Here is a 23,846-nt window from a genome sequence, read left to right as displayed (position 1 = left end):
TAATTTGTTGGTTGAAATAGAGAATAGAGTTAGGAGATTTGACATGCAAAACCAACATATAATTCGTAACATCATCGTAGAAACACCTTCAAAACCTGGTAATTTTGCTAAAGTTGCAACTGCAATTGGTATGGCAGAAGGCGACATTGGCGACATTACCACACTTAAAAGTGGGGCGTTAACAACTATTCGAGACATTACAATCACTTGTAAATCGAAAAATCAATTGGATCAAGTGATTTCCAATATTGAGGCGATTGATAATGGTGTGAAAATTCATGCCGTTACAGATGATGTATTAAAAGCGCATGAAGGCGGTAAAATTGCTATGAAGAGCAGACTAGATGTTCGCTCATTACGCGATCTTCAACGTATTTATACACCAGGTGTTGCATCTGTTTGTATGGATATTTTACATAATCCTGAAAAAGCTAACTATTTTACTTCCATTGGTACATCTGTAGCTATCGTAACTGATGGAACGGCTATTTTAGGTCTTGGTAACATTGGACCTGTTGCAGGGATGCCTGTTATGGAAGGAAAAGCAGTGTTGTTAGATCAATTTGTAGGATTAAGTGGAATTCCAATTTTATTAAATACAAGTGATCCTGATGAAATTGTTGAGACAGTCAAGCATATTCATAAAGGATTCGGAGCGATATTACTAGAGGATATCGGATCTCCTCATTGCTTCGAAATTGAAGAAAGACTGAAAGCAGAATTACCAATTCCGGTTATGCATGATGACCAGCACGGTACAGCAGTTGTAGCATTAGCTGCTATATTATCCGCTTGTAAAGCTACAAATGTGGATATTAAAAAAGCAAAAATTGGTCAAATCGGATTGGGTGCAGCAGGTCTAGCTATTTGTCGTATGTTAATGGCATATGGGGTGGAAGAAGTTTATGGTTTAGATCGTCAAGAGGCTGCTCAAGAGCGTTTGCTTAATTATGGCGGTCAAACTTTAGAATCATTGGAAGCAGTAATGGAAAAATGTGATATTATTGTTGCTACAACTGGAGTTTCTGGTCTTATTAAAGCTGAAATGGTTCGTAAAGGACAAATAATATTAGCATTGTCTAACCCAAACCCAGAGATTCTACCATCTGAGGCAATCGCAGCAGGTGCAGCTTTTGCAGCTGATGGACGTTCCGTAAACAATGTTATCGGGTTCCCAGGTATCTTCAAGGGTGCTTTAGATGCAGGAGCAAAAGAGATTACATATCCTATGTTAATCGCTGCGTCTTTAGCAATTGTTAATCACACTAAACCGGGCGAACTCATTCCTAATCCATTGGATCCAACATTGCATCACATAGTAGCTAGAGCAGTAGAAGAATCTGCCAATCAAGGAATTGAGTAGTTAAGAAAAGCGCAAGCTCCCTTTAAGGTTAAAACCTGTTTTTATCTTTTTCGAAGGGCTTAAACAGACTTGTTGCTTACTTTTACCGGGTTATTTTTTGAGAGATGTTGGTCGTGACTGACGTCACGACTAGCATCTCTTTTTTCGGTAATTTACTTGATTTACAGCAGTATTATATACTTTCGTAAATAAAAAGAAGATTTCGGTCAAGATGCCGAAATCTTCTTTTTGAATTTGTCTTCATAATTAGTAGCTTCTATTAATGCTTTTTCTTCCGTAGGAATTCGAACGGAAAGCATAGCAAGATTTAAAAGGGTAAAGGCAATACCTGTAAAATATGCTTGAAACATAAATGGTAATAATAATATCTCTAAACAAACAACTACATAGTTTGGATGTCTCATCAAGGTATAAGGGCCGCTTTTAACGACATTTGCATCAGGTAAAATGATGATTTTAGTATTCCAAAATGAACCTAAAGACGCTAAGCACCAAACACGCAATAATTGAACAAATATAAAGAGTAAGAGAAAGAGAGGGAATAAAGGTGAAATCGCGCGATCAAAAATAAATACTTCTACAATAAGACTTATAAAAAAACAAACATGCATCGTTACCATATAGGGATAGTGAGATGCACCAACTTCATAAGCGCCTTGCGCAAGCATCCTTTTTTCATTGTGTTTAGCGATAGCTACCTCGATAAGTCTCTGAATAATCACTAGTGAGATAAGAACGAAGAACAACAAACTAATCCCTCCAATTTAGTAATACAGCTTCTCCACAAAATCCAGGACCTAATGCTACTAGTAATCCTAATTCTTCGTTTTTACGTTGTACCTTCATAAACTCCTCCAATACAAAAAGTACAGTAGGGGAGGACATATTCCCATGATTTTTTAGTACATCTCGTGAGATATGTGTATGTTCTTCCGTTAATTCCAAAGTTTCTTCATAGGCTTTTAATACTTTTTTTCCTCCTGGATGAGCAACAAAGTTTGCTAATTGATTTTTGTCCACATGCTGTTCACTTAAGAATTCATCTACAAACGGTCCTAACCAAGTAGAAATAATAGAAGGAATACTCTTGGAAAATACAACATGCAATCCATTGTTTTTGATATCCCACCCCATCACATCTTCTGAATCTGGCATCCACTTAGAAGCTGTTGAGATTATGTGGGGAACAGATTTTGTAGTAGCTAGGTTTACATCATCTCCACAAACTAATACACATGCAGCCCCATCAGCAAATAACGATGCGCCGATTAAATTACTCTTCGAAAAGTCATTTGGTTGAAAGGTCAAACTACAGAGTTCTACACAAACTACTAATACTTTTGAGGCTGGATGTGCCTTGCAATAATCGTAGGCTCTACTAATCCCAGATGCACCTCCGGCACAGCCTAACCCCCATAATGGAATACGTTTTGTCCGATCAGAAAAAGGCAAATGATTCATCACTCTCGCATCTATACTTGGAGTGGAAATTCCGGTACTACTAACAAATATTATTGCATCAATCTCACTAGGAAGCAGGGGAGATTCTAAAAAAAACTGGCTATTCAAACATTGTTGAATTACTTCGACACTATATTGTGTAGCCAACTCAATATATAAATTATTACGTTCTTCAAAGCTATGTTCACTTTGGTGCCATTCTAAAGGGACACAAAAATTGCGAGTTTGTATATCCCCATTTTCAAACACTTTTAATAATCTATTTAATTGAGGGATTTTATCTTGAAATAGCTCTTTTGTTAATTTTTCAATGTTTGATTGTTCTAAAGAATATGGAGGGGTATATGTACTTATGGAAGCGATTTTCGGCATAGTGTCACTCCTTTTAAAAAAGAAAGTATATAAAAATGTCCTGTGTAGAATGGATTTACGGGCTAAAGAACGGATAATCCTATGATTTCCGTTACATATGGACGCTTTCAACGGGCGAGGTCGAGCCTTCTCATACGCTACCTGAAGGGGCTCGACTTTTCTCGCTTATCCCGTTGAAGTCGCACATTCCACTGCAAATAACTAGTGTGTTGTCTTCTATTTTAAGATTTGGAAAAGCTTATCTCATAGATGATAAGATGGGTCCAATTTTATTTTGCGAACACACTATTTGTGATTGCTGTTGAATTAGAAATGCTGTTATTCAAGTGATGGATGCAGACAGTAAAATCTCTTCATACTAGAGTTCAGTTCAACATTACCTTAGTGATGAAATAGTAAGTACTATTGACTTTATTTATCCGTTTACTTCAAGTTGACATGAGTGTTTTTTTCCAGTTTTTCTTATACTTATATTTCCCTTATTCATACTAAATATACAGTTATTTTTGCTCTTTCATCTTTTCGATAGCGATGATAAAGGGCGGGTCATTTTGTTGGTTAAGAAACTGATAGCTTAATACGTGGACAAAGGATTGTGATAAATTCTGCACATAATGGAGAATTGAATCCTTTTCTTCTTTACCACCCAGATGTCCATGGTAAACTACTAAAACTATTATTCCACCAACTTTAAGTAATTGAAGTAATGATTCAATTGCCCGCTGAGTAGAATCTCCTCTAGTAATAATTTCATGATCACTTCCAGGCAAGTAACCCAAGTTAAATATCGCAGCTGAAACTTCCTGCTGGATATAAAAATGTAAATTTTCATGCCCATCTAGAATTATAGTTGCTTTGTCCAACTTGTTTGCCTCTTCTAATCTTTTGGTAGTTGCTACGATAGCTTCCTCTTGAACGTCAAATGCATACACATGGCCGTGCTCTCCAACAAGCTCTGTTAAAAACAACGTGTCATGTCCATTTCCTGCTGTTGCATCTACAACTATATCTCCTGGTTCAACTGTGGACATTATCAATTGTTTTGCGAAAGGTAAGATTCGTTTTAGTTTCATCTTGAAACACCACTGTTTTCATAATATTTTCCTTGGTAACTCTCTCTTGAAGCAAGCTCTGCATCTATTCCATTTAATACATCCCATTTGTTGACACTCCACATTGGTCCTATCATTAACTCTATTGGACCATCTCCCGTTATTCGCTGCACGACCATCTCAGGGGGTAAAACTTCTAGTTGATCTGCTACAAGCTGGATATAAGAATCACGGTCCATGAATTCAAGCATTCCTTTTTCATACTGTTTAACCATAGGTGTTCCTTTTAATAAATGAAGTAAATGTATTTTAATCCCCTGGACATCAAGCTTGGCCACTTCTCTTGCGGTTTCCATCATCATTTCCCGGTTTTCTAAAGGTAGGCCATTTATTATATGCGTACATATAGGAATTCCATGCTTTCTTAACTTGGTTACCCCTTCTATATAGGAAGGAAAATCGTGAGCACGGTTCACCAAATTGGCAGTTCGCTCGTGAATAGTCTGAAGTCCAAGCTCAATCCATAAAAATGTTCGTTTATTAAGCTCCGCCAAATATTCAACTACATCATCGGGTAAACAATCGGGTCTTGACGCAATAGAAAGTCCTATAACTCCTTCTAAAGCTAGTGCCGCTTCAAATTTCTCTTTTAAAACAGGAAGGGGGGCGTGCGTATTCGTATAAGCTTGGAAATATGCTATGTATTTTCCGTTTTTCCATTTTTCATGCATATTTGTTTTGATTTTTTCGAATTGGACTGGAATGGGGTCTACTTTATCGCCAGCAAAGTCTCCGCTTCCGGCTACACTACAAAAAGTACAACCGCCAAATGCAACTGTCCCATCTCTGTTAGGACAATCAAAACCAGCATCTAAAGCTACTTTAAAAATTTTCATACCGAATATATCTCGTAAATAACGATTCCATGTAAAATATCGTTTCCCATCAGAAGGGAATGGAAATTTATTATCGTTCATATAATTCACTCCTTAACAGGATTATTTTAACACGACTTTGTAAAGTTTTGTCTAATCTTCTTGAAGTGCCATTTGAAAAGGAATACAATATTCTGAGTGCAATAGAAATGGGGTGTTTAAATTGCCAAAAGTAGTGTGGTTTTTAATAATCGGAATGTTTATCAATACAATGGGAAATTCTTTTTTATGGCCGTTACATACAATATATATGCATAAGCACCTAGGTCAAACGCTCACAATGGCGGGATTCGTGCTTATGATTAATGCGGGAACAGGAGTTATTGGTAATTTACTTGGAGGTTATTTGTTTGACAGAATTGGTGGATATAAATCCATTATGTTCGGAATTATATTATCAATGGCATCACTATTGATGTTAACGTTTTGGCATGGATGGCCAGAATACATATGGTTCGTAGCTATCCTAGGTTTTAGTGGTGGAATAATATTCCCAAGCATGTATGCTTTAGTAGGAAGCGTCTGGCCAGAAGGCGGAAGAAAAGCTTTTAATGCAATTTATTTGGCTCAAAACCTAGGGGTGGCTATTGGTCCTGCCGTTGCAGGCTTAGTTGCTGATCATAATATCAATAATATCTTTCTAGCAAATCTATTAACCTATGTACTATTTCTAATTGTTGCAGGAGTTTATTACCGTAAAATGTCAGTGGCTCCAAATGTAAATGCTTCTGTATTGAAAAATAATAAAAAAATTAAACAAAAAGCACCATTCTATGCAATGATGATTGTATCAATTGGTTACATGCTTACTTGGGTAGCTTATGTACAATGGACTTCCACCATTTCTACACATGTGTTGGATTTAGGTATTACTTTAAAAGAATATAGCTTGCTGTGGACGATGAATGGTGCTCTAATACTAGTAACTCAGCCACTTATTAAGCCAATTATTAGCAGGCTAGAGCATCGAATAAAAACACAGATGATCATTGGAATAGTAATATTCATGGCTTCCTTTGTTGTTGTCTCTTATGCAGAAGATTACACAATGTTTATCGTTGCAATGGTTGTCCTAACACTCGGAGAGGTATTCATCTGGCCAGCTGTACCGACATTAGCTGGACAGTTAGCACCGAAAGGAAGAGAAGGATTTTATCAAGGTATTGTGAACAGTATGGCTACGATAGGAAGAATGATTGGTCCATTTGCTGGAGGAATTTTAGTTGATGTATATGGAATACAGGCAATGTTCTTTGTTTTTACTTTACTTATAGCATTAGCGATAGTTCCTACCCTTCTATATGATCGACCGCTTAAGAAAGTAGAGCTTGAGAAGGATGTGATTTGATTTTGGACAATTTTCAAAAAAACTTACCAACTTCTGTTCTTGCTGAAATTTTAGAAAATGCTTTTCAATGGTTTGTTGTGGTAGATGCAGATTCGAAAATTCTATATATTAATGAAGATTATTGTCGTTTTCTTGAAGTAAAGAGAGAGGAAGCTATAGGTAAACCTGTAGCTGACATTATTGAAAACACGAAAATGCATGAGGTGATTAAATCAGGGGTTCCTGATAATGCCTCCCCGCATTATATAAAAGGAACATATATGCTTGCCAATCGTGTACCTCTTTTTGTTGATGGTAAGATTGTAGGAGCTTTCGGTAGTGTCATCTTTCGAGATATGTCCGATTGGAAAAAGCTAAGTTCTCATGTTCAGACTACAATGGAAAGAATTCAGTTGAATCTAGAGGATAATAGTTATAGTGAGTATAGGTTAGGAGACATAAAAGGAAGTTCTCCAGCCATACGGAAGACAAAGGAAACAATTGAAATAATAGCTCCTAGTGATCTTCCGGTATTAATCGAGGGGGAAAGTGGAACAGGGAAGGATATGTTTGCACACAGTATTCATCAGCTATCCGAACGTTCAGACTTTCCATTTGTAAAAGTAAATTGTGCGGCAATTCCTGCAGATTTATTGGAGAAAGAGTTGTTTGGTGTATATAATCAGCTTACTGGTTTAGTGCAAAATGGACGAGTTAAACAAGCCGATAATGGAACTCTATATATAGATGAAATTAGTACACTCCCTCTTACACTCCAAGCAAAACTGTTAAGGGCTATGCAGGATGAAGAAATTTTGCCACTGAATTCGGAGAACAGTGAAAAAGTAAATGTTCGTATAGTTGCTTCATCCAATATATCCCTCTCTCAATTAATAGAGGAAAAGAAATTCCGTGAAGATTTGTTTTATCGTTTACAAGCAATCACCTTAAGAATTCCCCCTCTAAGAGAAAGAATGGAAGACTTCGTAGATTTACTCAACTATTTTCTTCAAAAGTTTATGCTCAAGGCTGGGCGAAGACATGTCACGTTAGCAACAAAAACGCGAGAGATACTCCAATCCTATCACTGGCCAGGGAATGTAAGAGAATTACAAAACATACTGCAGGCTGCAGTTTATTTGGCTGAAAACGATATTATTTTGCCATCAGCACTTCCTGCTCAGGTGAAGCTTAGGAATGTACCATCTTTCCAAACTACTGGAACACTCGAAGACATTTTAGCAGCAGTAGAAAAGAAAGTTCTTCAATCATACCTAGAAGAAGAATCCGATAAAATACAAATTGCAAAACAACTTGGTCTAAGCAGATCCACATTATATGAAAAAATCAAAAAACACAACTTATGAACTAAATCCGATTTTTTGGACATCAATCCAAAAAATCGGATTTTCTTTTTTTTGAATTAAACCGTTGTTTATTAGTTTTAATATTATAATAATCCGAAATGTCGGATTATTATCTTTTGAAATGCAAAGGGTGCCGTCACAAACTCTATTGATTGAAAATTTCGATTATGATTTAATTACCTATGAAAGCGCTTTTATTTAAGAATTGAAGTTTGATAGATGATTCAATAAAGCCGATTCAACTGCAGAGAAACGGCGGAAGATTTAACTATAAAAATTAAGGGGGATTTGTTTATGGATGGTAGTATTCTAATGAGTATGATTAGTTTAATAGGGGGACTTGCGTTATTAATCGGTCTAACTTTGAAAGGTGTAAATATTATTATAGTTGGTCCAGTATCTGCACTATTCGTGGCATTAATGAGTGGTATGCCACTATTTCCACAATTAGTGGAAGATGGTGTACCAAACTTTGTGACAAATTATATGCAAGGATTTACAGGATTTATCATGTCATGGTATTTAATGTTTTTATTAGGTGCTGTATTTGGAAAGGTTATGGAGGATAGCGGTGCTGCAGATGCAGTTGCAAAAATGATAGTGGACAAATTAGGGATGAAATTTGCTGTTTTAGCTATTGTTATTGCATGTGCTATCTTGACATACGGGGGAGTAAGTTTGTTTGTTGTAGCTTTTGCTGTGTATCCAATGGCTATATCTTTGTTTAAACAAGCTGATTTGCCACGTCGCTTTATACCTGCAACACTTGCTTTAGGATCCGTAACATTTACCATGACTTCCGCTGGATCTCCGGAAATTCAAAACTGGATTCCGATGGATTATCTAGAGACAACACCTTATGCAGGTGCAGAAGTAAGTATTATCGTAGCAGCCTTTATGGCGGTATTTGGTTACTGGTGGCTGAAGAAAATTATTTCGAAAGCCGTAAAGAATGGTGAACACTTTGAAGATAGAAAAACAGATCCTACTTTTGATACATCTCGTGCATTACCAAATCCGTTTCTAGCATTTATCCCACTAATAGTAGTATTAGTTATTTCTTATATTTTCCACGATGAACTAAAGCAATCGGCACTAATCTTGGCGTTACTTGGTGGAATTATTGCAACATTTATTGTGAGTTGGAAATACTTTAAAAGTCCATGGGAAGCAGTTTCTGCTGGAACAATAGGGGCTATAATAGCAATTGGAAATACAGCTGCTGTAGTCGGTTTCGGAGGTGTAGCAAAAGCTGTTCCTGCTTTTGGTGTAGCAGTGGATGCTATGGCTAGTATACCGGGATCTCCATTGATAGGTGCTGGTGTCGCGGTATCGGTGATCGCAGGTATGACCGGATCTGCTTCTGGTGGTCAAACTATTGCATTGCCATTATTAGCTCCGGGTTACATTGAAGCAGGGGTCAATCAAGAAGCTTTGCATCGAGTTGTAGCAATATCATCAGGGGCACTTGATTCCCTACCACATAATGGTTATGTGGTAACGACAATTCAATCGATCTGTGGTGAAAAACATAGTGCAGCCTATTGGGCTGTAGCTGCAACAACAGTTGTAACACCATTAATAGGATTAGCAATTGCGATAATTCTTTTTTCTATTGGATTAGGTATTTGATTATATTAAGCGAATCTTATGGTAAGTTGGGGGTAATATAAGTGGTTAAAGATAGAGTTCTTCTTATTACTGGAGCAGCACAGGGCATAGGCTTTGAGATTGCTCAGGAATTTTATAAAGCTGGTGCGAAAGTTGTTTTAACTGATATAAATGAAGAGAAGGTAAAGGATGCTGCCATAGATTTAGGAAATGAAGTACTTGGTATTAAATGTGACGTGACAAAAGAGGAAGACATAGTCAATTCTATAAATGCTACTATTAAAGAATTTGGAAGGATTGATATCCTTATAAATAACGCAGGTATGCAGCATGTTTCAATGCTAGAAGATTTTCCGACAGAACGTTTTGAGCTATTGATAAAAATAATGCTAACCGCTCCGTTTATTGCAACTAAACACGTTCTTCCGCATATGCGGGAGAACGGATTCGGGAGAATTATTAATATGGCCTCTATAAATGGTTTAGTTGGTTTTGCTGGTAAAGCAGCTTATAACTCAGCCAAACACGGCGTAATTGGTCTTACAAAAGTTGCAGCTCTTGAGACAGCGGCAGATGGAATCACAGTGAATGCCGTATGCCCAGGATATGTGGACACACCGCTTGTACGGAACCAATTTAAGGATTTAGCGAAAGTACGAAATGTTCCAGTTGAAGCCGTTTTAGAGGAAGTATTATATCCTTTAGTTCCACAAAAACGATTGTTAGACGTAAAAGAGATAGCTGATTTAACTATGTTTTTAGCAAGTGAAGCTGCAAAAGGTATGACTGGGCAAGCAGTTGTTTTAGACGGTGGTTACACGAGTCAATAATTATAATAATTGACTTTAAGCGATTGTTTTTTAAATGTCCGATTTAATAATCGCTGTGTTTTATTAAATATCACTAGATAGGGAGAAAGAATTCATCTATTCAAATATTCAGGAATATAGTTTGCTAAGTTATCGGATATTTGAGAAAATAATAATGTGTCAAGCTTACTTGAAAGGGGATTGGAAGCATGAAACCTATTTACAATTCAGCTAAAGAGGCTGTTGCAGGGGTGCAAGATGGAATGACTCTAATGGTTGGAGGATTTGGACTTGTCGGAATTCCGGAACAGCTAATATTAGCGTTAGTTGAAAAAGGTGTGAAGGACTTAACGGTTATCTCCAACAATTGTGGTGTGGATGAGTGGGGTCTAGGGCTGCTACTTAAAAATAAACAGATAAAGAAAATGATAGGTTCATATGTTGGGGAAAATAAAGAGTTTGAAAGACAGGTAATATCTGGTGAGATTGAGGTGGAATTGACACCACAAGGAACGTTGGCAGAAAAAATTCGCGCTGGTGGTGCTGGAATTCCTGCTTTTTATACTCCTGCAGGTGTAGGAACCATTGTAGCGGAAGGAAAGGAAGTACGTGTATACGACGGTAAGGAATATGTATTAGAAGAAGCACTTCGAGCTGATTATGCTTTCATACGGGCAGCTAAGGCAGATAAATTTGGAAATCTTATTTATAATATGACAGCGCAAAACTTCAATCCAATGATGGCAGCAGCAGGTAAAATTACCATAGCAGAAGTGGAAGAGATTGTGGAAACAGGCGACCTAAATCCTGCCCAAATACATACACCGAGTATTTATGTTCAAGGTCTGTTCCAAGCAGAACAGGAAAAAAGAATCGAGCGTTTAACGACACGTTCTTAAGGAGGAGTTTCGATTGAATACACGTGAAAAAATTGCAAGAAGAGCAGAAAAGGAAATCGAAAATGGAAACTACGTTAATCTAGGAATTGGGATTCCGACTTTAGTAGCGAATTTCATCTCTCCAGATAAAACTGTCGTTTTACAATCTGAAAATGGTTTGCTTGGCATAGGTCCATATCCAACTGAGCAAGAAGTAGACCCAGATCTTATAAATGCCGGTAAGGAAACAGTGACTACTATTCCAGGTTCTGCTTTTTTTAATAGTGCAGAGTCATTTGCGATGATACGTGGAGGACATGTCGATGTAGCCATTTTAGGAGCGATGGAGGTTTCTGAAAAAGGAGATCTTGCAAACTGGATGATTCCAGGGAAGATGATAAAAGGCATGGGCGGAGCAATGGACTTAGTGCATGGTGCTAAGAAAATTATTGTCATTATGGACCATTGTGCAAAAGACGGTTCTGCTAAAATTAAAAAACAATGTGAATTACCTTTAACAGGTAAAGCAGTTGTGAATAAAATAATAACAGAACGGGCAATGATAGAGGTAACCGAGGACGGACTTGAATTGAAGGAAGTTTTCGAGGGTTATTCTGTTCAAGATATTATCGACGCTACAGAAGCGGAGCTTATTATTAAAGATGTTAGAGAAAATGTAGCGATTTAAATTAAAACAGCGAAAGTATTGCTGATTTAAGTCAACCCTCTGGACGCCAATTATCACAAAGAGTAATTGATTAAAGTGTAGCTTGTATTTTAATACAGAATCCATTATCATAAAAACTAATAGAAGTTGACTGAGATAAGGAATAGTAGATAAATATCGTTTCTTTAGAGAGCTAGCGATTGGTGTAAGTTAGCGTTACGAATTATTGAACTCGCCTTTGAGTCAGAATAAGTGAACGATTAGTAGCTTATTCCGTTTTCCGCGTTAAGGAATCAAGTTGAGTGAAGTTTTCACTAATTTGGGTGGTACCGCGTGAGTATATCTCTCGTCCCTTAGTTTTTTAAGGGGCGAGTTTTTTTATGTCTAGCTTTAGCGCCTAGCCCCTCAAGTTGCTTCAGGGTTTCAAGAAAAGGCAGAGGATGCCTGTCCGTGAAACCTTTCCAGCACTTGTCGAGACTTGCATAGGCGCTAACGCTTTTCTAAATTTAAGGAGGAGTTACGATGAGCTTTAATCATGAAGCGATTGAAAAAAAGTGGCAAAAGTATTGGCAAGAAAATAAAACCTATAAAATGACAGATGATCCATCCAAACCAAAATTTTATGCATTGGATATGTTCCCTTATCCTTCAGGAGTTGGCCTACATGTAGGGCATCCACTTGGGTATATTGCAACGGATATATTAAGTGCGTTTAAACGTAAGCAAGGCTATAACGTTCTTCACCCAATGGGTTGGGACGCTTTTGGTCTTCCAGCAGAGCAATATGCAATTGATACTGGGAATGATCCCGCAGAATTTACTGCGAAGAATATTGCTACATTTAAACGTCAAATGACCGATTTAGGATTTTCATTTGACTGGGATAGAGAAGTCAATACGACGGATCCTTCTTATTATAAATGGACACAATGGATTTTCATTCAACTGTACAAAAAAGGCCTAGCATATGTAGATGAAGTGCCAGTAAACTGGTGCCCAGCATTAGGTACTGTTTTGGCTAATGAAGAAGTAATCGATGGTGTATCCGAGCGTGGGGGACATCCAGTAGAACGCCGTCCGATGCGTCAATGGGTGCTTCGTATAACTGCTTATGCAGACAGACTTTTAGAGGATTTAGATGATCTTGACTGGCCGGATAGCTTGAAAGAAATGCAACGTAATTGGATTGGGCGTTCAGAAGGTGCAGAGCTTACATTTGAGGTAGCTGAAACTAACGAATCATTCCGAGCATTTACAACTAGACCAGACACTATTTTTGGTGCAACGTATGCAGTATTAGCACCTGAGCATAAGCTTGTGGATGTCATCACAACTGCTGACCAATCAGAAGCAGTGCAAGCTTATAAAGATCAAGTGAAACTAAAAAGTGACTTAGAACGTACAGATTTAGCAAAACATAAAACAGGTGTATTTACAGGTGCTTATGCGGTTAACCCTGTAAGTGGGGAGAAAATGCCGATTTGGATTGCAGATTATGTGTTAGCTACCTATGGAACAGGTGCAATTATGGCAGTTCCTGCACATGATGAGCGCGACTATGAGTTTGCGAAACAATTTGACTTGCCAATAGTGGAAGTAGTTTCTGGTGGAGACATCGAAAAAGAAGCTTACACAGCAGATGGTACACTTGTTAACTCAGAGTTCTTGAATGGCTTAAATAAACAAGAAGCAATAGCAAAAGCAATTCAATGGTTTGAAGCGAATGGTAAAGGTGAGAAGAAAATTACGTATCGTCTACGTGATTGGTTATTCAGCCGTCAACGATATTGGGGCGAGCCAATTCCAATTATCCATTGGGAGGATGGTACTTCGACACCTGTAGATGAGTCTGAATTACCATTAATGCTTCCGGTAACAACAGATATTAAACCGAGTGGAACAGGTGAATCACCATTAGCTAATATTACCGAATGGGTAAATGTTGTAGATCCAGTAACAGGTAAAAAAGGTCGTCGTGAGACTAATACTATGCCACAGTGGGCGGGTAGCTGTTGGTATTACCTTCGTTATATTGATCCAAATAATAACGAGGCACTTGTCGATCCAGAACTAGCGAAACGTTGGCTTCCAGTTGACATTTATGTAGGTGGCGCAGAGCATGCAGTACTTCATTTATTGTACGCACGTTTCTGGCATAAGTTTCTTTATGATATTGGTGTTGTTACTACGAAAGAGCCATTCCAAAAACTATTTAATCAAGGAATGATTCTTGGTGAAGGTAATGAGAAAATGTCTAAATCAAAAGGGAATGTAGTAAACCCTGATGATATTGTAAAAAGTCATGGTGCCGATTCACTTCGTCTATACGAAATGTTCATGGGTCCACTGGACTCTTCGAAGCCATGGTCAACAAACGGTTTAGATGGATCAAGAAGATTCCTTGATCGTATATGGCGTTTACTTGTCGATGAAGAAGGTAAGTTGAGTTCTAAAGTTACGGACATTTCTTCTGATAATATGGAAAAAGCGTATCACCAAACTGTTAAAAAAGTAACTGAAGACTTTGAAGCAATGCATTATAATACTGCCATTTCACAAATGATGGTATTTATCAATGAAGGCTATAAAGCAGAGCAAATTTCTAAAGAGTATGTAGAAGGATTTGTGAAGCTTATTTCTCCAATCGTTCCACATATTGCGGAAGAGCTTTGGAGCATTCTTGGACATGATGATACAATCGTTTATGAATCTTGGCCAACTTTCGACGAATCTAAGTTGGTAGACAATGAAGTAGAAATTCCTGTTCAAATTAAAGGAAAAGTCCGTGCGAAATTACATGTTGCTAAAGATGCGACAAAAGAAGAGCTAGAAGCATTAGCTCTTGCTTCTGAACAAGTGCAACAATGGTTGGAAGGTCAAGAAGTGAAGAAAATAATTGCGATCCCAGGTAAAATGGTCAATATCGTAATCTAATGTAGATTTTAAAAGAAGTTAAAATAAGAATAACTAAAACATCTCACCTCTATAAGTTTCTTAGAGGTGAGATGTTTTTTCGATTATCCAAATTACACTGTGAATTTTTTGGAAAAAATATCCGTTTAGCAAGTAAAAAGCGTTAGAGCGCAAGTAAATATAGACAAAGAGCAAGTAAACCCTTTACGATCACAAGTAAGCTACAGGTAGAAGCAAGTAAACAAAAGGTGAAAGCAAGTAAACATATAAAAGGATCAAAACGATCGAAAAGACAAGAAAGCATATGTAACTTGAGTGCACAAAGTCAGTCTTTCTGGTACTTTGAATGCTCAAGAACCAATTTGATCAGTTCTTGTAAATTTGAAGTCATTATACTTTTGCTTCCATATAATTTAAACTAATCTAAAACCTGTTCAATTTTTGGGAAATCTGGATTCTCCAAGAGGTCTTTGCCCACATGCATGAGATACAAATAAAGGTTTCCGTCAGGAACGATCGTTGCTTTTAATAGCTGACCAGTCTCCTTTGAATAGAAATAGCGATCGTTATTGTCTTCACTAGAAGAAGTAATAAATTTATATCCACCATAATCATCAAATAATTTGTCAAAGTAAATTTTATCTACTTTCATCAATAGTATGCTATCTAATTTGTCTTGATAAAAATAGAATCTCACAATACCATCATAATCCAATATGAAGTCTGCACCACTACCATCCTCATGATCATCTATTGTATAATTTTCACCTAAGGCTTTAATTACTTTTGATTGTGAGTCACCTAGCGTTACCCCATGAAGATAGAGTAAATCTTGATTTTCGGAGAATGTAGGTTTAGTTATATCTAGCATTCCGTTTGCTGATTGTTGTTCATTTTTCATAAATATTTCGGAGAAGACAAAGAGTATTACACTTACTGCTAAAACAGTGGATAGAACAACATATAGCCATTTATGTTTTGGATTTCTCTGGTTATTTTCTATCTCGTTTATTACGTTTTGTATAACTCGTTGTTTACTCGCAGTTAAATCTTTCACTTTAGAAGGTATATAGTTATTCATTTAAAAGCACCTCCCATTCTATTCCTTTCAGTTTTCCCCTTAATAAATCTTTGCTACGCCTTAATCTGGTTTTTACAGTACCTTCTGGAACAGATAAAATATGTGAAACCTCAGCAATAGTCATTTCGTTGAAATAAAAATAAATCAGAACTTCTCGCTGCTTTAGGGGCAATTCTAGTATTGCTTCTCCAATTATTGCTCGCTCGTCTTTTTTTACTAATTCGTCTTTATTCCTTGTGTTGGCTGAAGGAAATATTTTGTTTTGTAGTTGTACTTTTTTATATGTCCAACTCTTTAAATAATCTTTGCTTTTATTGACAGTCATTGTTGTTAAAAATGCCTTTAACTCTCCACGTTCTTCATACCCGTTCTCATTATGGTAAAATTTTATGAATACTTCTTGTACGATATCCTCCGCTGCTTGGAGATCTTTCACATAGTAATAAGCCAAACGTATTAAGGGTTCTGTATAATGAAGCATTAATTCTTTTAGATTATTAATATTAAACAAAACAACCACTCCTCCGTTATACATTAAACGATTCCCAGACCTTCAAAGTTTGGATTTATCTAAAATTTTTACAGTTTTAAGGAACTATATCCTTTCATGTATTTAATCATGTCTTGAAAGACCTCAAAAATGATATGATAGAAATAGATATGGAATTGTAATTTACTATAAGCCTTATAATAATAAGAGGGGAGTTTAAGAAATGAATAACTTTATTAAAAGAGTGGGGACTACATACATTCCTGTTGTAGATCCAGAGAAATCATCGAAGTGGTATCAGGAAATGCTAGGCGCAGTTGAGAACTTTAGAAATGATGATAAAGCAATCTTAGAATTTGCTGATCAAAGCTTTTTTCTTGTTAAGGCTCAAGTAGGGGAACGATCTAGTTTTTTTGATAGTTATCAACAGGAACATTTTACAATGACTTTTGAAGTGGATGGTATAGAGCAATTAGCAGAATTTCATGAATTTCTTAAGAAAAAGGAAGTAAATGTCGGGGAAATTGAGGATCGGGGCCATCCAGGTAACAATTTTGTTTTCCGCGATCTAGATGGAAATGTGTTCGATGTATGGAGTGAATTGAGTCCTACTTTCAAAGTGAAATAGGATTAGAAAGATATAGTGGCGTTTGAGCGACTATGGAAATTTTTTATAGAAGGAAGTGCTAAACGATGAATTTGGAAATGGTAATGCAGGAGCTTGAAGCACTTGGTAAGGATCGAACTAAAAAAATGTATATATCCAATGGTGCGCATGAACCGCTATTTGGTGTTGCTACAGGCGCTATGAAGCCAATCGTAAAGAAAATAAAAATAAACCAACATTTGGCTGAAGAGTTGTATGCTACCGGGAACTATGATGCAATGTACTTTGCTGGAATTATTGCAGACCCTAAAGCTATGACTGAGTCGGATTATAATCGTTGGATGGACACGGCGTATTTTTATATGCTATCCGATTATGTAGTCGCTGTAACTTTATCAGAGTCAGATATTGCCCAAGAAGTAGCAGATAAATGGATTCAAAGTGGAGACGAACTGAGAATGTCTGCGGGTTGGAGTTGTTACTGTTGGCTTCTAGGAAACCGTAAAGACGTGGAATTCTCAGAAAGCAAGATCTTAGATATGCTTGGCATGGTAAAAAGTAGCATTCAGGAATCACCTGAACGAGCGAAATCTTCTATGAATAATTTTTTGTACACAGTGGGGACTTCTTATTTGCCTCTACACGAAAAAGCTCTTGAGACCGCAAAGGAGATAGGTATAGTAGAACTCAAGAAAGAAGATAAAAAAAGTAGTTTCCTAAATGCTTATGAAAACATACAAAAAGAAGTCGATAGAGGAAGAATTGGCTTTAAGCGCAGGCATGTAAGATGTTAAAAAAGTGATTTAGAAAGTATAAAAAGCATTCTACAATGGATGCTTTCAGCTTGGACCACCACGAAGACTCCTGTGGGAACAGCTTGAGCAGAAGCCCCCGCAGGAAAGGCATTGGTCGAACTTTGTTTGACCAATGACTTTGCGAAGAGTAACGGCAGGAGCATATGTTTTCGCAGTGACGAGGAGGCTGAAGCCAAGCCCACGGAAAGCGAAGTGGTGGTCCTTGCCGATTTTAGTATATAACTCTATGCTCCAAAAATTACAGTTTGTCTACAGTCTGAAAGCATTCCACAATGAATGCTTTTTATTTTTATCAATTTTTGGTGTTGTATAAGAATTCAGAATTATTTGTATTGATCTGTGCACTATAATCGGTACAAAATTTGTCGGCAAATATGTCTCAGTTCCTTATACAAAAACTTTTCTTTATTATTTTTGTTGCAAATACAACGATATTAAGTTAAATTTAATTTATGTTTTTTGTTGCAGTTGCAACAAAGCGGATAGGAGGCTTATAGTATGAAGGATATTTTACGAGAAATTGGAATGATTGCTAGAGCGCTAGATTCTATAAGCAATATAGAATTTAAAGAATATCATCTTACAAAAGGACAGTATTTATACCTTGTGAGAATATGTGAAAATCCAGGGATAATTCAAGAAAAGTTAGCTGAAATGATAAAAGTAGACCGAACCACAGCTTCTCGTGCTATAGGAAAACTTGAAATCAATGGCTTTATTGAAAAGAGAGATGATCAACATAACCAAAAAATAAAAAAACTATATCCCACAGAGAAAGGTGAAAATATTTATCCTTTCATAATAAAGGAAAATGATTATTCAAATATGAAAGCATTAGTTGGATTTTCCGAAAGCGAAACAGAAATCATTAGTACTCTTCTCCAGAGAGTTAGAAAAAATATAGAAATAGATTGGGAATATGTAAAAAAGGGAAACAAGAGAAATTATTAATAATTTTAAGGAGTGACAAATTTAAAGTGATAAAAACAAAACAGTGTAGCCTTGGAGATCTACATATACTTCAAAAAATTAGTTGTGAAACATTTAACGATACATTTGAGCATCAGAATTCGCCGGAAAATATGAATGCCTATATGGGAAGAGCATTTAACTTAAAACAACTTGAGAAAGAATTAACCAATATATCTTCTAAATTCTTTTTTGTTTATTTTGAGAACGAAGTTGCTGGATATTTAAAAGTCAATATCAATGATGCTCAATCTGAAGAAATGGGTGATGAATCACTAGAGATAGAGAGGATTTATATAAAGAAAAAATATCAGAAACATGGACTTGGAAAATATCTTCTAAACAAATCACTGGATATTGCTCTTGAGTGTCATAAAAAGAAAGTCTGGTTAGGCGTTTGGGAAAAAAATGGAAATGCTATTGCTTTTTATATAAAAATGGGATTTGTTCAAACTGGAGCCCACTCTTTTTATATGGGTGATGAAGAGCAAATAGACTTTATAATGGTCAAAACACTTATATAATTATTTTCGAAAGGGTGATTATTATGTATACTCCGAAATACTTTAAGGTCACAAATGTTGAGGAAATTTGGAATTTTGTTCAAGAGAATTCTTTTGGAACGCTTATCACCACAGTGCAAGAGAAACCGATTGCCACTCATTTGCCAATGCAGATAATTAAAGAAGGAGATGATTATTATATAACTGGGCATATGGCTTATGGTAACCCTCAATGGAGAACGTTAGAAATCTGTGAAAATATATTGGTTATGTTCCAAGGACCACACGCTTATATTTCTTCTTCTTGGTATGAAAAAGAAAATGTCCCAACATGGAATTATCAAGCTGTTCATGTATATGGTAAAGCGAGCATCTTAAGCGAAGAAGAGTTAAAACAGGATCTAACAAAGTTGCTTCAAAAATACGAAAAGCACCGTAAAAATCCAGTGTTGTGGGAAGGGCTATCACCACAGTTATTAAACAAAGAACTAAAAGGTATTGTTGGATTTAAGATCAAAGTACAAGAAATTCAAGCAGCATATAAACTTAGTCAAAATCGTAATGAAGAAGACTATCATAATATCATTAATAAACTTTATGAAGAAAAGGATATGAATTCTCATAAAATGGCAGAAGTGATGAATAGGAAGTTAAGAAATGAAAAATAAGGATTATGTTCCTTTTAAAAGAAGTATCTTTTCATTTGGTATCCAAATACGCACTTTCCTGGTTATAGCAGGATGACGGACAGACAAACCCTATTAGATTACTGATAAAAAAAGAGGCTGATCAGACGTTAGTCACGATCAACCTCTCTAAAAATTATTCTATAAAAAATAGGACGACAAACTACCCAAATCCTAATGAAGACGATAGAAACAGGTTTCGAACTTAAAGGGGAGGGCTTCCTTTTACCCGTTTTTTTGTAAGGTTTTTATTTCAATTTCCCAAGAAGTCCAAATGGTCCTATTTTCCATAAGTGGGGATGAACCCTACACTTATGGAAGTTTAGCGCTATTTATCTCATTTTACGTTGCTTATTTCAAGACTTTCGATAAATGACTGCATCATTCGATTACCTTGCTTTGTTCCAATGGATTCTGGATGAAATTGAAGTCCATAAAGAGGGTAAATGACATGTTTGATAGCCATTATTTCATTGTCATCTTCTGCTCGAGCAATTACTTCCAATTGGTTTGTTAAAGACTTTTTTTCAATTACAAGAGAATGATATCGCATGACCGAAATTGGTTCATTAAAAGACTCGAACAAAGCATGATTTTTATACGAAAGGGTGGATATTTTTCCGTGCATAATTGTTTTTGCTTGCACTATTTTTGCTCCGAAAGCTGCCCCAATCGACTGATGCCCAAGACAAATACCTAAAATGGGGTACTGTTTGTATAGCTTCCGAATTATTTCGATAGAAATACCTGCTTCAGCAGGAGTACCTGGACCGGGAGAGATAATAATGGCCATCGGATTCAGTTCAACTATTTCACTTATAGTAATGGCATCATTGCGAATGACTTTAACCTCTTTGCCAAGCATACTAATTTGCTGGTATAAATTATAGGTGAAGGAATCGTAGTTATCGATTAATAAAATCATCGTTGAACCTCCAAAAGAGCCTTTGCTTTATTGATCGTTTCCTCGTATTCACTTTTTGGAATAGAATCATAGACAATACCTGCTCCAGCTTGGACATGGGCGTGATGGTCCTTAACTACCATAGTTCGAATGGCGAGCGCTAAATCCATGTTACCAGTAACCGAAATATAGCCAACCGCTCCCGCGTAAACACCACGTTTCATAGGCTCTAAATAATTGATAATTTGCATAGCTCTAATTTTCGGTGCTCCAGATACAGTACCTGCTGGTAGACAAGTAGTTAACACATCTAGAACATGAGAATCTTTTTTTAATCTGCCTGTCACTTCGGATACAATATGCATGACATATTTATAGTACTCAACTTTCATATATTTCTCGACTTGAACTGTTCCGACTTCAGCAATCCGACCGATATCATTGCGACCTAGATCAACGAGCATCCGATGCTCTGCAACTTCTTTTTCATCTGTTAATAACTCATTTGTTATGAGAGCATCTTCCTCAACGGTTTTTCCGCGGTGTTTCGTCCCAGCAATAGGGTTCGTTGTCACTAATCCATCTTTCACTTTTACTAAGCTCTCAGGAGATGTTCCTAAAATGATATAAGTTTCAAAATCCATATAAAACATATAAGGAGATGGATTGGAAGTGCGAAGCTGTCGATACAATGAGAAAGGGTCTCCATTAAGAGGAGTAGTAAAGCGCTGAGATAATACTACTTGAAAAATGTCACCCTTAATAATGTGATTTTTCGCTTTTTCCACCATCTCCGTAAATTCCTTTTCTTGCATCTGCGGCTTAAAAGAGAGCTTTGGCTCCATACTTTCAGGAATTAGTGGTCCCTGCTGAAGCTCAGAGAAAATCTTTTCAATGGCATTAGTCATTGCATTTTCAGATCGTCCATTTTTGAATAGATCAATGGCCGCAATAGTAACAGTTTGTTTCAAATGATCGAAAATAATAAAGGTATCATAAAACATGACATGTACATCTGGCATTTCTAGATCGTCGTTTAATAGAACTCCAATTTTCTCAGAGTAGAATGCAGTTTCATAGCTAAAATACCCAATAGCTCCCCCAAAGAAAGTAAATGGATAAGAATCTCGATGTATTGGCAATATCTTTTTAAGCTTTTCTATTACAGATTTTTGTTCTTCTTCTATTTTTCCATTTTCATAGGACAATGAATATCCATGCTGGTTACCTGTTAATTCCCTGATGGGATCCACTGCGATAAAGGAATATCTTCCACTTTCCTCATGCTTTGCGGAGGATTCAAATAACATTTTTTTCTTTCCAAGCAATGAATGATAAATGGAAATAGGAGTCATCATGTCCCCTTGAATTTCTTTCATTTGGTAGCTTCTCGTCTCAACTGTCATAACTTTTCTCTCCTTTTCTCAACTAATCTCAGCTCAACTAAACACAAAAAGGCCCTCCATCAAAGGACGGAGAGCCGTGGTGCCACCTTTATTGATCACTATTGTAATCCACTTATTGCAACCAAACAGTTGCTAGTCCTATAACGTAGACGAACGCCAAAACCTACTGAAACTAATTGTTCAGCCTTGGAGCTAAGAAGCCCATTCACTTTATAGCTTGCACTGACTTGCACCACCGTCAGCTCTCTGAAGCAATTCATAAAGCTACTATTCTTCCTCATCGCTTGTTATAGTTTATTGTATTATAAGTTATTTTAAAATTCAATCGATTTTGCGGCACTCATCCCGGCAATTTTTCCGGTAACAAGTGCAGAGGTGATATTGTAGCCACCTGTGTAGCCATGGATATCCAATATTTCACCACAAAAATATAGTCCTGCTTTTTTCCTTGAAGCCATAGTTTTAGGTTCTATTTCTTTAATGGAGACACCTCCACCAGTAACAAAAGCTTTTTCTAAAGGTTGTGTACCGTACACAAAGACAATAAATTGCTTTAACTCATGAGCAAGTGCACGAATCTTTTCGTGTGCAAGATTTTGGCCATCTTCACTCTCTTGAATAGCGGTGCGCTGTAGTAAAAATAAAAGCCATCGTTCAGGTACAATACCTTTCCAAACATTTTTCACTGCTTTTTTTGGATCTTCTTTAATAGCGGACAGCAACATTTGGAAAGTTTCTTCCTCATTTTGTTCCGGAAGACTGTCAATTCGAACTGCAACAGGCTGTCCGCCATTTTTCTTTTGTTCCTTTACAACGAATTGACTGCATCTTAAAACTGCAGGGCCACTTAAGCCAAAATGGGTAAATAACATATCCATTTCGTGTGTGATAATTGCTTTTCCTTTTTTATTTAACACTGAAACACCCGCACCACGAAGCGCTAGACCTTGAAGTTCTTTTGACTTGATAAAAGCCTCATTGGACAATAAAGGTACCTCTGTTGGATATAAGTCCGTCACAGTATGTCCAGCTTTTTCGGCCCATGGATAACCGTCCCCGGTTGATCCGGTTTGAGGAACTGCTTTACCCCCGACCGCTACTACGATTGCATTAGAAGTAATTTCTTCACCTGAAGCAAGTCTTACGCCAATTACTTTTTCATCATTCATCAATAACTTAGAAACTACTGAATTTAATTTAATTTCTACCTGTAATCTTTTTAATTCATCTAAAAGAGCATTTACAACATCCATAGCTTTATTGGACACTGGGAACATTCTACCGTGATCTTCTTCTTTTAAGGGCACTCCAAGATTTTCAAAAAAATCAATGATATCTTCATTATTAAAAACAGAAAACGGGCTGAATAAGAATCGACCATTTCCAGGGATATTTTTTACGATTTCTTCCTGAGGTAGCCTGTTAGTAACATTACAACGACCGCCACCAGATATAGCAAGCTTTTTCCCAAGCTTATTTCCTTTTTCAATAAGAAGCACTTTCCTTTTTTCTGCACCAGCTGCCGCAGCAGCCATTAATCCTGAGGGACCCCCGCCAATTACAATAACGTCATACATAATAAATTCACACTTTCGGTTTTTTCTTTATTATACATGATTGTGGTTTTGTT

General features: G+C 36.7%; 22 protein-coding genes and 2 other annotated features. Of the genes, 13 read left to right on the top strand and 9 right to left on the bottom strand.

The window, feature by feature from the left end:
- Positions 1–43 precede the first annotated feature (43 nt).
- Positions 44–1,363 carry an NAD-dependent malic enzyme gene (locus MKY60_RS13555; protein WP_090564421.1) on the top strand — a complete coding sequence of 440 codons (1,320 nt, stop codon included), beginning with the start codon at positions 44–46 and terminating at the stop codon, positions 1,361–1,363.
- A 206-nt stretch (positions 1,364–1,569) separates the two neighbouring features.
- Here MKY60_RS13555 and MKY60_RS13550 read toward each other — a convergent pair whose 3' ends face one another.
- The 4 genes from MKY60_RS13550 to MKY60_RS13535 all read right to left on the bottom strand — a co-directional run bounded on the left by MKY60_RS13550 (position 1,570) and on the right by MKY60_RS13535 (position 5,225).
- Positions 1,570–2,112, bottom strand: a complete 543-nt coding sequence (locus MKY60_RS13550) for an isoprenylcysteine carboxyl methyltransferase family protein (RefSeq protein WP_090564420.1) — start codon at positions 2,110–2,112, stop codon at positions 1,570–1,572.
- Between the two features lies 1 nt (position 2,113).
- Complete coding sequence (locus tag MKY60_RS13545; RefSeq protein WP_340930186.1) at positions 2,114–3,196, bottom strand: type III polyketide synthase; 1,083 nt, start codon at positions 3,194–3,196, stop codon at positions 2,114–2,116.
- 500 nt (positions 3,197–3,696) lie between these two features.
- On the bottom strand, positions 3,697–4,269 hold the full coding sequence (locus MKY60_RS13540) for a class I SAM-dependent methyltransferase (RefSeq protein WP_340930184.1): 573 nt from the start codon (positions 4,267–4,269) through the stop codon (positions 3,697–3,699).
- Complete coding sequence (locus MKY60_RS13535) at positions 4,266–5,225, bottom strand: TIGR01212 family radical SAM protein (RefSeq protein WP_340930183.1); 960 nt, start codon at positions 5,223–5,225, stop codon at positions 4,266–4,268. Before MKY60_RS13535 ends, MKY60_RS13540 begins: the two co-directional genes overlap by 4 nt.
- A 121-nt stretch (positions 5,226–5,346) precedes the next feature.
- On the opposite strand from MKY60_RS13535, the gene MKY60_RS13530 reads away from it, so the two are divergent.
- The 7 genes from MKY60_RS13530 to leuS all read left to right on the top strand — a co-directional run bounded on the left by MKY60_RS13530 (position 5,347) and on the right by leuS (position 14,776).
- Positions 5,347–6,531 (top strand): MDR family MFS transporter, encoded by a 1,185-nt coding sequence (locus MKY60_RS13530; protein ID WP_241597078.1) that lies wholly within the window; start codon positions 5,347–5,349, stop codon positions 6,529–6,531.
- A 2-nt stretch (positions 6,532–6,533) separates the two neighbouring features.
- Entirely contained in the window at positions 6,534–7,877 is a 1,344-nt protein-coding gene (locus MKY60_RS13525) for a sigma-54 interaction domain-containing protein (protein ID WP_340930181.1), read from the top strand.
- Positions 7,878–8,171: 294 nt separating this feature from the next.
- The gene (locus MKY60_RS13520) at positions 8,172–9,509 is read left to right on the top strand and encodes a GntP family permease (protein ID WP_340930180.1); all 1,338 of its coding nucleotides are present in this window, start codon (positions 8,172–8,174) and stop codon (positions 9,507–9,509) included.
- A 41-nt stretch (positions 9,510–9,550) separates the two neighbouring features.
- Positions 9,551–10,318 carry a 3-hydroxybutyrate dehydrogenase gene (locus MKY60_RS13515; protein WP_340880164.1) on the top strand — a complete coding sequence of 256 codons (768 nt, stop codon included), beginning with the start codon at positions 9,551–9,553 and terminating at the stop codon, positions 10,316–10,318.
- A 188-nt stretch (positions 10,319–10,506) separates the two neighbouring features.
- Entirely contained in the window at positions 10,507–11,196 is a 690-nt protein-coding gene (locus MKY60_RS13510; RefSeq protein ID WP_090564406.1) for a CoA transferase subunit A, read from the top strand.
- Between the two features lie 13 nt (positions 11,197–11,209).
- On the top strand, positions 11,210–11,863 hold the full coding sequence (locus MKY60_RS13505; protein ID WP_090564405.1) for a 3-oxoacid CoA-transferase subunit B: 654 nt from the start codon (positions 11,210–11,212) through the stop codon (positions 11,861–11,863).
- A gap of 123 nt (positions 11,864–11,986) precedes the next feature.
- Positions 11,987–12,199: a binding site (T-box leader), on the top strand.
- A 165-nt stretch (positions 12,200–12,364) separates the two neighbouring features.
- The gene (leuS, locus tag MKY60_RS13500; RefSeq protein ID WP_340880162.1) at positions 12,365–14,776 is read left to right on the top strand and encodes a leucine--tRNA ligase; all 2,412 of its coding nucleotides are present in this window, start codon (positions 12,365–12,367) and stop codon (positions 14,774–14,776) included.
- A 397-nt stretch (positions 14,777–15,173) separates the two neighbouring features.
- On the opposite strand, the gene MKY60_RS13495 is transcribed toward leuS, so the two are convergent.
- A complete protein-coding gene (locus MKY60_RS13495) occupies positions 15,174–15,836 on the bottom strand; it encodes a hypothetical protein (RefSeq protein ID WP_340930179.1) in 663 nt (220 codons plus the stop codon).
- On the bottom strand, positions 15,829–16,356 hold the full coding sequence (locus MKY60_RS13490) for a sigma-70 family RNA polymerase sigma factor (protein WP_241597174.1): 528 nt from the start codon (positions 16,354–16,356) through the stop codon (positions 15,829–15,831). The genes MKY60_RS13495 and MKY60_RS13490 overlap by 8 nt, the downstream gene beginning before the upstream one ends.
- A gap of 193 nt (positions 16,357–16,549) precedes the next feature.
- Here MKY60_RS13490 and MKY60_RS13485 point away from each other — a divergent pair, with 193 nt between their 5' ends.
- From MKY60_RS13485 to MKY60_RS13465, 5 genes are all read left to right on the top strand, one after another.
- Positions 16,550–16,954: a VOC family protein gene (locus MKY60_RS13485; RefSeq protein ID WP_340930178.1), complete on the top strand. Its 405-nt coding sequence runs from the start codon at positions 16,550–16,552 to the stop codon at positions 16,952–16,954.
- A gap of 65 nt (positions 16,955–17,019) precedes the next feature.
- Entirely contained in the window at positions 17,020–17,727 is a 708-nt protein-coding gene (locus MKY60_RS13480) for a DNA alkylation repair protein (RefSeq protein ID WP_340930177.1), read from the top strand.
- A gap of 519 nt (positions 17,728–18,246) precedes the next feature.
- Entirely contained in the window at positions 18,247–18,699 is a 453-nt protein-coding gene (locus MKY60_RS13475; RefSeq protein ID WP_340930175.1) for a MarR family winged helix-turn-helix transcriptional regulator, read from the top strand.
- 26 nt (positions 18,700–18,725) lie between these two features.
- Positions 18,726–19,241, top strand: coding sequence for a GNAT family N-acetyltransferase (locus MKY60_RS13470; RefSeq protein WP_241597062.1), 516 nt, complete (start codon positions 18,726–18,728; stop codon positions 19,239–19,241).
- A gap of 23 nt (positions 19,242–19,264) precedes the next feature.
- On the top strand, positions 19,265–19,888 hold the full coding sequence (locus MKY60_RS13465; protein WP_340930174.1) for an FMN-binding negative transcriptional regulator: 624 nt from the start codon (positions 19,265–19,267) through the stop codon (positions 19,886–19,888).
- A 355-nt stretch (positions 19,889–20,243) separates the two neighbouring features.
- Here MKY60_RS13465 and MKY60_RS13460 read toward each other — a convergent pair whose 3' ends face one another.
- The 3 genes from MKY60_RS13460 to MKY60_RS13450 form a co-directional block, all read right to left on the bottom strand.
- Positions 20,244–20,831: an anthranilate synthase component II gene (locus MKY60_RS13460; protein ID WP_340930173.1), complete on the bottom strand. Its 588-nt coding sequence runs from the start codon at positions 20,829–20,831 to the stop codon at positions 20,244–20,246.
- Entirely contained in the window at positions 20,828–22,216 is a 1,389-nt protein-coding gene (gene trpE, locus MKY60_RS13455; RefSeq protein WP_241597038.1) for an anthranilate synthase component I, read from the bottom strand. Before trpE ends, MKY60_RS13460 begins: the two co-directional genes overlap by 4 nt.
- 59 nt (positions 22,217–22,275) lie before the next feature.
- Positions 22,276–22,506, bottom strand: a binding site (T-box leader).
- Between the two features lie 24 nt (positions 22,507–22,530).
- Complete coding sequence (locus MKY60_RS13450; protein ID WP_241597036.1) at positions 22,531–23,793, bottom strand: BaiN/RdsA family NAD(P)/FAD-dependent oxidoreductase; 1,263 nt, start codon at positions 23,791–23,793, stop codon at positions 22,531–22,533.
- Positions 23,794–23,846: the final 53 nt, after the last annotated feature.

Origin of the sequence: Psychrobacillus sp. FSL K6-1415 (assembly GCF_038003185.1) — a bacterium.
In the GTDB taxonomy this organism is placed as follows: domain Bacteria; phylum Bacillota; class Bacilli; order Bacillales_A; family Planococcaceae; genus Psychrobacillus; species Psychrobacillus psychrodurans.
This window is presented reverse-complemented; position numbering and strand designations above follow the sequence as displayed.

Excerpts from the sequence above, each read along its gene's own strand:
- MKY60_RS13535 (WP_340930183.1), bottom strand. The coding sequence starts at position 5,225 with ATGAACGATAATAAATTTCCATTCCCTTCTGATGGGAAACGATATTTT.
- MKY60_RS13480 (WP_340930177.1), top strand. The coding sequence starts at position 17,020 with ATGAATTTGGAAATGGTAATGCAGGAGCTTGAAGCACTTGGTAAGGAT.
- leuS (WP_340880162.1), top strand. The coding sequence starts at position 12,365 with ATGAGCTTTAATCATGAAGCGATTGAAAAAAAGTGGCAAAAGTATTGG.
- MKY60_RS13475 (WP_340930175.1), top strand. The coding sequence starts at position 18,247 with ATGAAGGATATTTTACGAGAAATTGGAATGATTGCTAGAGCGCTAGAT.
- MKY60_RS13520 (WP_340930180.1), top strand. The coding sequence starts at position 8,172 with ATGGATGGTAGTATTCTAATGAGTATGATTAGTTTAATAGGGGGACTT.
- MKY60_RS13540 (WP_340930184.1), bottom strand. The coding sequence starts at position 4,269 with ATGAAACTAAAACGAATCTTACCTTTCGCAAAACAATTGATAATGTCC.
- MKY60_RS13450 (WP_241597036.1), bottom strand. The coding sequence starts at position 23,793 with ATGTATGACGTTATTGTAATTGGCGGGGGTCCCTCAGGATTAATGGCT.
- MKY60_RS13495 (WP_340930179.1), bottom strand. The coding sequence starts at position 15,836 with ATGAATAACTATATACCTTCTAAAGTGAAAGATTTAACTGCGAGTAAA.
- trpE (WP_241597038.1), bottom strand. The coding sequence starts at position 22,216 with ATGACAGTTGAGACGAGAAGCTACCAAATGAAAGAAATTCAAGGGGAC.
- MKY60_RS13510 (WP_090564406.1), top strand. The coding sequence starts at position 10,507 with ATGAAACCTATTTACAATTCAGCTAAAGAGGCTGTTGCAGGGGTGCAA.
- MKY60_RS13460 (WP_340930173.1), bottom strand. The coding sequence starts at position 20,831 with ATGATTTTATTAATCGATAACTACGATTCCTTCACCTATAATTTATAC.
- MKY60_RS13545 (WP_340930186.1), bottom strand. The coding sequence starts at position 3,196 with ATGCCGAAAATCGCTTCCATAAGTACATATACCCCTCCATATTCTTTA.
- MKY60_RS13465 (WP_340930174.1), top strand. The coding sequence starts at position 19,265 with ATGTATACTCCGAAATACTTTAAGGTCACAAATGTTGAGGAAATTTGG.
- MKY60_RS13555 (WP_090564421.1), top strand. The coding sequence starts at position 44 with ATGCAAAACCAACATATAATTCGTAACATCATCGTAGAAACACCTTCA.
- MKY60_RS13485 (WP_340930178.1), top strand. The coding sequence starts at position 16,550 with ATGAATAACTTTATTAAAAGAGTGGGGACTACATACATTCCTGTTGTA.